Annotated in this window: 9 protein-coding genes and 2 tRNA genes; all 11 read right to left on the bottom strand. The window is 34.7% G+C overall.

The window, feature by feature from the left end; all coding sequences use genetic code 11:
• Positions 1-30 precede the first annotated feature (30 nt).
• The gene (locus HMPREF2658_RS12870) at positions 31-1,731 is read right to left on the bottom strand and encodes a type I restriction-modification system subunit M (RefSeq protein WP_070854453.1); all 1,701 of its coding nucleotides are present in this window, start codon (positions 1,729-1,731) and stop codon (positions 31-33) included.
• Between the two features lie 190 nt (positions 1,732-1,921).
• Positions 1,922-2,401, bottom strand: a complete 480-nt coding sequence (rlmH, locus tag HMPREF2658_RS12865) for a 23S rRNA (pseudouridine(1915)-N(3))-methyltransferase RlmH (RefSeq protein ID WP_000704775.1) — start codon at positions 2,399-2,401, stop codon at positions 1,922-1,924.
• Positions 2,402-2,768: 367 nt separating this feature from the next.
• Positions 2,769-5,069 carry an LPXTG-anchored adenosine synthase AdsA gene (gene adsA, locus HMPREF2658_RS12860; RefSeq protein ID WP_000645776.1) on the bottom strand — a complete coding sequence of 767 codons (2,301 nt, stop codon included), beginning with the start codon at positions 5,067-5,069 and terminating at the stop codon, positions 2,769-2,771.
• Between the two features lie 227 nt (positions 5,070-5,296).
• The gene (locus HMPREF2658_RS12855; protein ID WP_000088649.1) at positions 5,297-6,097 is read right to left on the bottom strand and encodes an MBL fold metallo-hydrolase; all 801 of its coding nucleotides are present in this window, start codon (positions 6,095-6,097) and stop codon (positions 5,297-5,299) included.
• A gap of 387 nt (positions 6,098-6,484) precedes the next feature.
• A complete protein-coding gene (locus HMPREF2658_RS12850) occupies positions 6,485-7,273 on the bottom strand; it encodes a two-component system regulatory protein YycI (protein WP_001104170.1) in 789 nt (262 codons plus the stop codon).
• Positions 7,274-8,608 carry a two-component system activity regulator YycH gene (yycH, locus tag HMPREF2658_RS12845; protein ID WP_001060151.1) on the bottom strand — a complete coding sequence of 445 codons (1,335 nt, stop codon included), beginning with the start codon at positions 8,606-8,608 and terminating at the stop codon, positions 7,274-7,276.
• Positions 8,601-10,427 carry a cell wall metabolism sensor histidine kinase WalK gene (gene walK / locus HMPREF2658_RS12840; RefSeq protein WP_000871607.1) on the bottom strand — a complete coding sequence of 609 codons (1,827 nt, stop codon included), beginning with the start codon at positions 10,425-10,427 and terminating at the stop codon, positions 8,601-8,603. Before walK ends, yycH begins: the two co-directional genes overlap by 8 nt.
• A gap of 12 nt (positions 10,428-10,439) precedes the next feature.
• The gene (gene yycF / locus HMPREF2658_RS12835) at positions 10,440-11,141 is read right to left on the bottom strand and encodes a response regulator YycF (protein WP_000101976.1); all 702 of its coding nucleotides are present in this window, start codon (positions 11,139-11,141) and stop codon (positions 10,440-10,442) included.
• A 606-nt stretch (positions 11,142-11,747) separates the two neighbouring features.
• Positions 11,748-11,820: transfer RNA gene (locus tag HMPREF2658_RS12830), tRNA-Asp, on the bottom strand.
• A gap of 7 nt (positions 11,821-11,827) precedes the next feature.
• A tRNA-Glu gene (locus HMPREF2658_RS12825) sits at positions 11,828-11,902 on the bottom strand.
• 428 nt (positions 11,903-12,330) lie between these two features.
• On the bottom strand, positions 12,331-13,614 hold the full coding sequence (locus tag HMPREF2658_RS12820) for an adenylosuccinate synthase (RefSeq protein WP_000095327.1): 1,284 nt from the start codon (positions 13,612-13,614) through the stop codon (positions 12,331-12,333).
• Between the last annotated feature and the right edge of the window lies 1 nt (position 13,615).

The raw sequence follows: 13,615 nt of genomic DNA, 5'->3' as shown, positions 1-13,615 counted from the left end.
ATAGAATTTGTCCAATTAAGTGTAGACGATTCACATGAAAGATTCGTAGCCATCTGTATTTAATTCTTCCATTGTTTTAGAATCTAGTTTTTGAAGTAAAAGTATTGATGCTTTAACATTGGCACCATGTGGAATAAACGTTTCATATGGTAAAGAAACTACTCCTACTACTTTAAAACGTTTCAGGATATAGTTTCTAACGTACTGTAATTTCGGACCTGTTAACACACTATCCGGCAATACAATTGCCATTTTCCCTTTGTTTTTTAAGAATTGATAGCATCGCTCTATAAATAGTATATCTGGTACCTGATCATCTAGAACCTTATGTGAATTTTCATAGCTATCATTGTTCTTTACCCATTGATGTCCTAACTCGTATTGTCGTAAAATATCTTTATCTGTAATAGTTCCTTTACGTCCAAATGGTGGATTAGTTAGGATGATGTCGACAGAATTCTCATTAATATTATTTGCTCCTGATTTTAATGCTTGAATTTCTATTTCTCTCAAAGTATCTAATGAGTTAGCTTGAAAAATTCCTGTATGACCATCATCTTCAAGAATCATTCTCATTTTAGAAACTTTTACTAAGTCAGGATTAAAGTCTATACCTCTCAATTTTCGAAGTGCATAATCTGTTTTTGCTTTTTCAAAATCAATAGGTCTCTCAGCTTTTAAATCTATTATTGATTCTTCTACGTGTTTTAAGGCTGCTACAAGAAAACCTCCTGTACCGCAAGCTGGATCTAAAATCGTTTCATCAATTTTGGGATTAATCATCTTAACTGCTAACTCAATGATAGGATCCGGTGTGAAAAACTCACCTCTATCTCCACGTTGATGAGCATATACAAATTTTTGGAATGCTAAACCTTTAACGTCCCTAGATGAATGTGATAAATCAAAGTTCTGCATTTGACCAACTACAAAAGCCAATGTAGATAGCTTTAAATTTATTTTTTCATTAGGATTAAAAATGTCTTGGTAATTATTCTTAGCCTTGTTAAATAAGTTATTTATTCGCACTTTAAAATCATTTTCTTTATGGTTTAATATTTCATCATATTCTTGTTCAGTTATACCGAAATCAGCAATTCTTGAAGTATGATTCCTTTCATCCATTAATTTAATAAATAGAATCTTTAACATTTCATTAAAAACTTTATCTTTTAAATGTCCATCATTCGCATATACATGATTATGGCAAATTTCAAATATTTTAACTAATTCTGTAGCCGGAGATAGTGAATTTTTTTCAGGTAGTCCTAAGTTCTCTCCATTTCTCGGTATATTAAATACTGTTTTCCAATGTGGTGCTTTTTTCAATCGTTTTATATATACTATATCTTCTCCATTAAACCAAACGCCGTATTCTGCAGACTCACACCCTGCAAGATATGTTTTTAATTGTTCAATACCATCCCTGCGATTCTTTCTTTTACACTCTACTATTATTTTAATATTCTCTTGAGATTTATCTTTAGAATCATGAAATATTACAACATCTGCATGACCTATTCTAACACTGCCTTTTTGTATTCCATACTCTGGTGTCATTTGATCTAATTCATATTTATATTCTTTATGTAACCTTTCTTCAATAACAACTTTTGCTTCCCGGTTTTCAGGCGTGTTTTGAATCTCTAATTCAGTTATATAATCAAATAGCTTATCGTTGTCTTTTTCTAGTCCTACGGACGTCTCTAGTGTTGTTTTTATATTCGACATAATCTCCTACTCCTCAAATTGAATTTTATATTAATTCTATCATTTATACGCTCCAAAACCCAACTTCTCAATTTACCAGACAGCCTGGTGCCAATCACAGTTCAATCAATTATTAAATAAGTACTTAGATAAACAAATTGTTTAAGCTTCCACAGCTATTTCATATTGTTAAAAATCATTCTAACAAGCATCACTTATGATACGCCTCTCCACGCATAATCTTAAATGCTCTATACACTTGTTCAATTAACACAACCCGCATCATTTGATGTGGGAATGTCATTTTGCTAAATGATAGTGCATAGTTACTGCGTTGTAAGACGTCCTTGTGCAGGCCGTTTGATCCGCCAATGACGAATACAAAGTCGCTTTGCCCTTGGGTCATGCGTTGGTTCAATTCTTGGGCCAATCCTTCGGAAGATAGCATCTTTCCTTGTATTTCTAATGTAATGACTGTGGATTGTGGTTTGATTTTGGCTAGTATTCGTTGGCCTTCTTTTTCTTTTACTTGCTCAATTTCTTTGTCGCTCATATTTTCTGGTGCTTTTTCGTCTGGAACTTCTATGATGTCTATCTTGGTGTATGGGCCTAAACGTTTTTCATATTCTGCTATGGCTTGCTTCCAATATTTCTCTTTTAGTTTCCCTACAGCTAAAATGGTGATTTTCATGTCGTTTGGTCCTCCAAATTGTTATCAACTTTCCAGTTATCCACAAGTTATTAACTTGTTCACACTGTTCCCTCTTATTATACCAATATTTTTTGCAGTTTTTGATATTTTTCTGACATTTATGCCCGTTTTTTAGTGTATAACCTGTGTATTTGTGGATAACTCTGTGGGCATTGTGGGTATTTCTCTTTAAATTGTACACAATTCTGGATAACTATCCCCATTTCTGTGGATAAATACCTTGATGTCTTATTACTTATCCCCGTTTTTATATCCCATATTTATCAATGGTTATAGCTTTTTTCCATAAAAAAACACTACCGTACCTCTTATTTAAGAAATACAGTAGTATTGTTTTCAATATATTTTAGCTAGCTTTTCTACGTCGTACAGTCGCAATTAAACCTATACCTGCTACTAATACAAACATCGCTGCTGGGCTTGAACTTTGATCAGTTCCAGTTTTTGGTAACTGTTTCTCATGTGCGCTACCTTTAGGCGCTGACATGTTAGCCAATTGTTTCCCACTCATACTTGATATAGCAGTTCCTTCCAATGCGCGATCAGAGCCTTCTCTACCACTACTAACAGTTCCTCTATGCGTTGGTAACAACACAACTTTACTTGGCGCTGGTTGTTTCGCTGGATTCATCACTTTGTCTTTACCAATTGGTTGTGCATCTTTACCAGACTCACTACCTTTGCTACCTTGTTGTCCTTTAGCTGGTTGTTCACTTACTGCTGGTTTACCTAATAACATACGTTGTGGTTCTGTCGTATCATACTTAGCTAAGTTAGCTGTTTTTAAATAACTTGCTAGTACTTGATCTAATGAAATACCTTCTTCTCTAGGGCCACCGAACATACTATATCCGTCGCCACCTGATGCTGTGAAGTCATTCATCGTTACGTGATATACACGTTTTAAATCAATATTTTCAAACTTACCTGTCTCTTTATTTAAAATTTGAATAGCGTTAATTCGTTTGCCAGATGGTTTATTCATATCATAGTAAACACGAATTGAATCAGAGATATGTAGTAAACCACCATTCGCTGTTAATACTGTCTTACCATCTTTTTGTGTTGTTGGTGCGCCTAAACTATGTTCAAAAGCTGTCCAGACGTCTGAACCTTTTACATCAATTTGCGCAATCGTATTTCCAAATGGTAATACTGAGATTAAATCATAGCGTGTCACCTTACCTTTTGCGATAGAGGCACGAATACCTCCACCATTTGTCACGGCAAAGTCAGTCTTTTTAGAGAAATTCTTAACGCCATATGCTTCCATAGCATCTGCAATCGCGTTTCCTAAATTTGTTTCACGCGTTCTAACGTCATCTCTTTCTCCTTTGAAATCAATCGCATTATTTGGAATAATAACCTCTGCTGTTTGTGCTCTAAATGTTTGATCAGCTTGATTAATTTGTTCAGCTAATGCTTTGTTCGGTGTCACATTTTCAACGTCTTTAACATTAATCAATGACGGCTTAATATTCGATACCGCTCCATTGCGGTAATTAAATGTAATCTTACCGATATTCGCAAGTGCTGTACCTGTTTGTGCTAATGCATCATCGTTATAAATTTGACCATTTTGAAGTACGGTATGTGAATGACCATCAATGACTGTAATACGTTTCTTCAATTGTGGATTTTGACTTAATTGTTTCACTAAGTAATCACCACGCCATGTTTCTTGTGTTGAAGGATCAATCCCTAAATGTGATATAACAACAAATGTATCTACGTCTTTATAAATACGCATCATTTCTGCTGTCACACTTTGTAATGGATCTCTAAATTCAACACCTTTAATGCCTTCAGGTCTTGTTTTCGTCTTTGTTTCTGGTGTCGTTACGCCAATAATTCCATAACGAATACCATTTTTCGTTACAATCGTTGAAGGCTTAAACGCGCGCTTCCCATCTTTATAAACATTAGTACTTAACATCGGGAAGTCTAACATACCCTCTAACTTTTTCAACTGATCGTATCCAAAGTCAAATTCGTGGTTACCGACTGCCATAGCATCATAACCTACTGCATTCATTGCTTTAGCCATTTCTTCACCTTTAGACTGGTTTGAAAGTGGTAAACCTTGGAATGCGTCTCCTGCGTCTAACATTAAATCAGGCTTTTCTTGTTCTTTTACTGTTTTTAATTTAGCCATACCGATGACACGCCCTTTTTCTTCAGCTAGTCGGCCATGGATATCATTTGTATGTAATATTTTATGTGTTGTTGTTTGTGGTGCATTAGCAGCAAACATTCGTGGTGAAAGTGATGCTGTTTTAGCATTTGATAATTTGAATGTTGCTGATTGAGTTGGTTTTTGTGTTGAGGCTTGTTGTGCATCTACGTCGCGCGTTTCGTTTACTGTTGTTGAAACTGCTGTAGATGGTTTGTTAGATGGTGCGTTGGATGTTACTTTGTTGTTTGTATCATCAGCTGTTCCCTGTACTGATGCTGATACGTTGGTTGCCGCTTCTTCACCAGATTGATGAGCCGCTTCCTTTGTTGGCGTTACTTGTTGCTTATCTGTTGTTGCTGCTTGTGCTTTCATTGGTGTATGCTGCTCAGCCGCGTTCGAGACATGCCATAATCCCATCACACTAAAAAGCAAAACGAGCCATACACTTGTTTTAAGTAATAAAGCTTTCATTTCGTTCCCTCCATTAACTGTCATACACCAATATATTATCATAATCCTTATATTAAAATGTTTGATTTTATGTAAATTATTTATAAATTACATTTAATATCGAATTATTTTACACATTTCAATCAATCCGATTCAACTCAACAACAGCCATTTCCCACCAACAACATAAAAAAGCACCCGATAAAGTCGTTTCACAGCAGTGCGGAACTTTATCGGATGACTCTCATTTATATTGTATATATTGGTGTTGGAATAGCTTTATCCGTATCACATAGCAATACTTCTTTTTCCGTATCAATATCGTGTTCGTTCAATACTTGGCCAACACTCATACGCGCCAAATCTTTCATATTATTATCTTGTGATAAATGCGATAAGTAAATACGTTTCGTGTTACCTGTAATCACGTCTGTCATCGCATGACCCGCATCCTCATTAGATACATGACCCATATCGCCTAAAATGCGTTGTTTCGTCTTCCATGGATAACGACACATTCTCAACATATCGACGTCATGATTACTCTCAAAAATAAATGCATCGCTGCCACGTATCATACCTTTCATACGATCAGACACGTAACCCGTATCTGTTAAAATCGTAAACTTCTTATAGTTATTATGGAAAATATAAAATTGCGGATCTATCGCATCATGTGACACGTTAAACGATTCAACATCGAAACCTGCAATAGATTTCGTTTCATAAGGATTAAAAATGAATTTCTGATCCATAGGGATGCGACTATCTTTCTTTTCAATTGCCTGCCAAGTCTTTTCATTCGCATAAATTGGCAATTGATATTTACGCGCCAAAACACCTAATCCTTTAATATGATCAATATGTTCATGGGTTACTAAAATACCATTTAAATCTTGAATATTACGGTCAATTTGACTAAACAATTCTTCCATTTTCTTGCCAGTCAAACCAACATCAACTAATAGACTACCTTTTTCATTTTCTACAAAAGTGGCGTTACCTGTACTACCACTTGCTAATACACTCATGCGTATCAAGCGGCTCATCCTTTCTATTTAAGCAGTCATTCTCTCTATATGACTGCAATATACATCAGTGCAAATATACGATTTTCCCTACAGAAACTATCAGTATATTAGCTGTTTTGTATACCTTTCCTATTATGTAACTTTAGTTCATCGACCGGTCTCTTATAATTAAATTTTGATAATCACGTGCAATGAATGTCCTAATTATTATAACAATGATTAGACAAATACTAAAGTTTTTAAAATAGCAGTTACGTTAATTTTACAATACGGTTCTACTTAATACATGAATAAATGCGCATGTTAGGACGCAAAAACGTCAGCCATAATAAACCATACCAGCAAAAAGCTAGCACCGCTTCTCACATATGATGAGCTTGCAATGCTAGCTTATTACGATTCATATTAATGATTAATAATTTTAGGGTTATTATTTGTCGCTTCGACATAGTAAGTATTCGTTTTGTCCTTACCGTCATGCTTCACTTTAATTTCCCAGTTTGGTTGTAACAATTGAACATTCGTTTCATTCACGACTGAGTAGTAACCGAGTCTAGCATTAATGACTTCATCACCTTTTTTCAAGTAACGATTATAATATAATGCCTCGATTGCTTTTCTCACACCAATCACTTGATGCTTCTTATCTGCACCATCTGTAGGCTTAATGTCATCCATCATTGATTGTTTATAACTAGTCGCTTTGTTATCTTCTATATTAAAGTTCAACATCGCTTTACTATTATTCAAAATCGGGAAATTATCATACGTTTGTTCGTATTTTACAGAACCAGAACTAATTTCACTTAATTGATATTCTGAACCTTTGAACACACGTTTGTTAACATAATCTTTCAAATCTTTTAAGTTATTGTCACTGACCTTTACTGATTGGCTAATGTTTGCATTTAATAATTTTCCACCATCTGATGTGGTCAAATCCGAATCGCCCTTAGCTTTAGAACTAAAGTCTTTTGAACGCCCCGTAATTTGTTCTAATTGTATGCCTTTAACTGATTTATTTAAAATACTAGCCGGTACTTTAATTTCTTCTTGCTGAAAATTAACTTCATTATTACTCTCAACTTCATTAATGTGTGAGCGATTGACTTTATTAACATAAATCGATACTAACACGATGTTGACAAGAATAAACACGAAAATGAAAAGCGTCTTCGTCAGTTTCCAGTTCATTTATTCAAGCCTCCCATCGTTATAAACATACCATTCGCCATCATATTCTACATACCAGCGTGGTACGAGTTCACTGTTAATCTGCACTTCAATGTGATTATGATCCGGATTATCTTGCATTTCGTAACCGATAGCGATATTCGTTACTTTTTCAAAATTAATATCACTATTGTTCGCTAAGCTTGAACGTACAGACTCTAATTTCGGCAACGTTTTATTATCTTCACTGTTTAAAACAACGTCGGTACGCAATAACGAACGACGATAATCAAAGACGCCTTTTTCACCCCAAGTGACTTGAATTTGATTAGCGCCTTCTTTATTAAACGTTGGATAACCATTAAGGAAACGTTGATATGTTAGCTCGCCTGACTGATTATTCGTACTAAACAATCTGAAATCTTCGTTTAAGAAACCACCATGACCATTAATAAAATCAAAGGTTCCTGGAATCGTTTCTTCCATTTTGCTTGAACTTGCTTCATCTTCGGACAAGTTTTTATAATGGTATTTTTCATTTTTATCGTTATAGTTTGCGACACCTGTATTATTGTTGTAGGTTGTAACACCACTCTTTGAACTACGAACGATGGTTGAATCGTCAAATAGTATAGCATTCATTTTCTCAACACTAATCGTGTTAAATACCATGCGATATGTTTTTAACTTCTCAGGTTTACTTGGTGCAAAAACATGCGTCGTACGATCAATTGTATCTTTGTTTGTGATGATATCTGTGTATGGTTGCATATCTTTTTTCACTGTTGCTAATGCATCTAAAAAATGATCATTTTTCGTTGTAGTTGTTAATTTTACGTAATCGTGGCGATCTTTGCTTATAGCATAAAGCACGATATTATCATCAGCATCATGATCAATAACTAAACGATTGAAATTGAAATGATTTGGTACTTTCGCATTCATGTTCAGTACTTGGCCAAGATATGTTGATAACGGTAAATCATACGTAAAATCGAATAATGTAAAATCACTGCTCAAACCTGGAATCATCAAGTTATGATCACGACGAACGTGTTCCACGGACTTAACTTCTTTATTTTTCAAAGGTTTCGTCAGTTTATTCACATTAGATACCGTCGCAATCGTACCTTCTGGATGATCATTTTTCGAATGAATAATCTGAAATGGCGTAATAGTTGTATCCATTTTGGCTGTCATAGGTGTCGTTAAAGGTTTCGTTTCACTCTTCTTACTATCTGTATTGTCGACATTTGCAATATCAGGCGAAAAGTTCCATACCATATATGTCAATACGACACTCATCAAGACGAGTAGCGCTAAAATGACAGATTTAATATGTTCCTTATTATTCATCCCAATCACCGTCTTCAATGACTTCACATGGAAGTGTGATAAAGATAGATGTGCCTTGACCTTCTACACTGTTTGCCCAAATACGACCATTGTGCGCTTCCACAATCTCTTTCGAAATGGCTAGTCCTAATCCAGTACCACCCATTTTACGCGTACGTGCCTTATCTACACGATAGAATCGGTCGAATATTTTATCGACTTTATTGATAGGAATACCGATACCATTATCTTTAATACGAATCGTCATTCTATTATAAAGTGGATTTTGTTTCACGTGGAACTCGACACGTTTATCGCCTCTAGAATATTTCATCGCATTGGTAATGACATTATCAAATACTTGCGTCATTTTATCAGGATCAAATTCTGTGAAAATCGTCTTTTTCGGAATATCTCGAATAAATGTTGTATCTTTCGCAGACATTTCATGTCGATTAATAATTTTATTAATGAACATGTTAAAGTCGATAATTTCTTTATTGATTTGATCAGACTCATTATCCATTTTAGATAACTGTAGCAAGTCATTGACAAGTCGAATCATTCGTTCTGTTTCTTCACGGGTAACAGATAAAAATTGTGGCGCAAGTTCCTCATCTTTCCATGCACCTTCTTCAAGTGCTTCAATGTAACTATTCATGGAAGTTAAAGGTGTACGTAACTCATGTGATACATTGGCAACAAATTCACGACGCTCACGTTCAACTTGTTGTTGTTCAGTCACGTCATGTAACACAGCAATATAACCCGTTACAAATCCTGTTTCCTGCACAATCGTACTAAAGTTAACACGTGCGATTAGACCTTCTTCTTCATTTAAATCTAATAAGAAACTATCATTATTCTCTTGAATTTCTTCAAGTTTAAATTCATCTTCAAGACTTAATACACTTAACATGTAATAACCGATGATGTCTTCTTTCGCCATACCAAGCATCTTAAGTGCCATATCATTGACGATACGAATACGTCCTCGACGGTCTGTTGCAATAATACCATCACTCATATGGGTGATAACTGAGTCCAGTCTACGTTTCTCACTTTCAGTATTAGCCTGCGCTTCTTGTACACGTTTAGACAAGTTATTAAATGCTAAAGCTAATTCGCCAATTTCATCGTTACCATAAATCTTCACACGTTGCGTGTAGTTACCTCTGGACATTTCGACCGTCTGGTTACGCATATCGGTGATTGGTTTGGTAATCGTTCGCGCTATAAAGAATCCTAGGATGACTGTGATTAATAATGAAATAGCTGTACCAACAATGAATATTTGATTTATATTATTTAATTGGTTATAAACGTCATTAATTTTTGATTCGATATAAATATTACCTATTACCTTTTTATCGACTTTAACGGGGATATTATATACCCAGACACGGTCCTTACCACCGCCATAATCTTTTAAAATTAAATGATCGTTTGATTGTCCTAGCGATAGTGCTTTTTGGACAGAACTATCATTCGCTTTTTGATTGATTAGACTACGGTTAGACTGCTTCGTCGTCGCAATAATAATTTGGTCTTTATCTATAAAACGAATTTCTCCAATTTCTTGACGGTTGGCATACTCACTTAATAAATTTTGAATATCTTTTTGTGCATTTACGGAGCCCTTTTCGTCATATACTTTTTCAATACTAATTTCTAATTGTTTAGCGTACTGCGTAATATTCTTCTTAAAATTATCAAGCAGCTCTTTTTCAAGGTTATTTGTAAAATACAGACCGATAATTTGCATACCAATGATAATCAGTAATACATAAACAATTACAAGTTTAGTATGAAGGGATTGTAGTTGTTTTAGCCACTTCATTCGTTTCGACCTCTACTCATGTTGTTGGAGGAAATATCCAACGCCTCTACGCGTCACAATATATTCAGGATGTGACGGATCATCTTCAATCTTTTCACGTAAACGACGAATCGTTACATCGACCGTACGTACATCGCCAAAGTAATCATAGCCCCATACTGTTTGTAATAAATGTTCACGTGTCATTACCTGTCCCATATGTTTTGATAAATAATGGAACAATTCAAATTCACGATGTGTTAATTCAATATCTTCGCCACGTTTTTTAATAGAATATGCGTCTGGATAAATCACAATATCTTTAATTGTGATTTCATTCGTTACATTTCCAGTGTCTTGTGCTGGTTGTGAGTAATGACGACGTAAGTTCGCTTTCACACGTGCGATTAATTCACGCGTACTAAACGGTTTCGTTACATAGTCATCTGCACCTAGTTCTAAACCAAGCACTTTATCAATTTCTGAATCTTTAGCAGTAAGCATTATAATTGGCATTTCGTATTTTTTGCGCACTTCACGACATACTTCCATACCATCACGACCAGGTAACATGATATCTAATAATACGATGTCTGGTTCTTCTTCATAAATTAAGTCGACTGCATCATTACCATCGTATGCACAGTACACATCGTATCCTTCTTTTTTTAAGTTAAATTCTAAAATATCAGCAATCGGTTTTTCATCATCAACCACAACAACTTTTCTAGCCATTTGCATAAACCTCTTTTCTTAAATCATTAATATTATTTTATCATTTTTTGTTCTTTATCGTTTATGTTTGTGTAAAAAATCACAGGATGTCGCTTACTATTTTTGTTATTGTGCGCATTTTCCGTCTTATAACGTATAGTAACCTATTATATAATTTACCATTTATAAGCTATTAATTCTATTTTCCAATATAAACTTATATATTAATATTTTTTATTAGTTTCTCACGGCGGATTGTGATAATAATTAGTCTTTCCCTATAATATGACCACGAAATCATTTTTATATTATTAAAGGTGCGAAAAAATCGGGATTCCTATTGGTGTGGATGTGAGGAAAATAAATACTATTATATTTATGTTAAGTGGGCTCTTTTGGTCTATCACTATGAAAAAGTATGTTAATCAAGGCACATGGTAATCTAATTAAAGAATTTGTTTTCTACATTTGTCTTTAATACATTGCAACTGAATTACCAGAAGTTTATACATTATAAATAAAATGGACGAATAGATAAATCATTTTGTTTATCATTCGTCCATTTGTCTTCAATTGATATAATTTTAAACGTAAAAAAATGCCTATCCTCTTGGATAGGCATTTGTACGGTCTCGACGGGAATCGAACCCGCGATCTCCTGCGTGACAGGCAGGCGTGTTAACCGCTACACTACGAGACCTAAAACATGGTGACTCCTACGGGACTCGAACCCGTGTTACCGCCGTGAAAGGGCGGTGTCTTAACCGCTTGACCAAGGAGCCGTTCTTAAGCACAAGATAGATTATAGCACAGCCAATCTTGCCATGACAAGATATTTTTTACATAATTTTGCTATTATTTTTTGAAGAATGTTATAAGTGAAAAATTGCATTTTATTGGCAGTCTATTTATTATAATAATTACGCTATTTTTGAAATTTTTCTATTTTAGATACTTTCATTTACACTTACGTCTACTCTATTTTAATAGCTATTTTCGACATCAGACTTATTACATTCAAGTATTTCATCTTAATTTTCGTTAAATATCATCTAATCTTCTAAATTATGACTAGCAAATACCACCTTTACGTTAGTAATTTTTATCTAAATAATCGAATCGATACAGAAGCAAACATAGCAAAAGCCTCCTACCAATAAAGATAGAAGGCTCATTCGTTTATATCATTGTGTATTACTTGTATAAAGTTCTACCACAATTCTTTTAATAAGTTTGTTTGTTCTCTATCTGGACCAACTGAGAAGATAGAAATTTGTACATTACATAATTCAGAAATACGCTCTAAATATTTACGTGCATTTTCAGGTAATTCTTCTAAAGTGCGCACATTTGTTACGTCTTCTGTCCAACCTGGTAACTCTTCAAAGATTGGTTTACAACGTTTTAATTGATCTAAGTTTGCTGGATACTCAGTAATTTCTTTACCGTCTAATTCATAAGCTGTACAGATTTTCACTGTGTCTAAACCAGTTAACACATCGATAGAGTTAATAGATAAATCTGTAATACCACTTACACGACGAGAGTGACGTAATACAACTGAGTCAAACCAACCTACACGACGTGGACGTCCTGTTGTTGTACCGTATTCACGACCAACTTCTCTAATATGATGTCCATCTTCATCGAATAATTCAGTTGGGAATGGACCATCACCAACACGTGATGTATAAGCTTTACATACACCAATTACTTTAGAAACAAATGTTGGACCTACACCTGTACCTACAGTAACATTACCTGCAATTGGGTTACTTGATGTAACGAATGGATATGTACCGTGGTCGATATCTAACATTACACCTTGCGCACCTTCGAAAAGTACTTTTTCATCTGCTACAAATGCATCGTCTAAGATTTTTGATGTGTCTGTTACAAATTCTTTTAGACGTTGACCTGCTGCATAATATTCTTCAAAGATATCATCAAATGATGGGCATGTTTCGTTAAACATGCCTTTGAAATATGCTTGTTTATATTCAATGTTTGATTTTAATAATCTTTCGAATGTTTCTTTTTCAAGTAAATCTGCCATACGAATACCGATACGTTGAACTTTGTCTACATATGCTGGACCGATACCTTTTTTAGTTGTACCAATTTTGTTATCACCACGTAAACGTTCTTCATATTCATCTTGTGCTAAGTGGTAAGGTAAAATCACTTGCGCACGATTAGAAATACGTAAATTACTTGTAGGTATGCCACGTTCATTTAATCCGTCCAATTCTTTCAATAGTGCAACTGGATCAACAACGACTCCGTTACCGATTACCGCTAATTTGTCTTTGTAAAAGATACCAGATGGTACTAAATGTAATTTATATGTTTCTCCGCCAAATTGAATGGTATGGCCTGCATTATTACCACCTGAAAAACGCGCGATAACATCTGACTGTTCTGCCAAGAAATCCGTTATTTTTCCTTTTCCTTCGTCTCCCCATTGTGTCCCAACTACTACGATTGATGACATG

Origin of the sequence: Staphylococcus sp. HMSC062H10 (assembly GCF_001836945.1) — a bacterium.
Lineage (GTDB): Bacteria > Bacillota > Bacilli > Staphylococcales > Staphylococcaceae > Staphylococcus > Staphylococcus aureus.
This window is presented reverse-complemented; position numbering and strand designations above follow the sequence as displayed.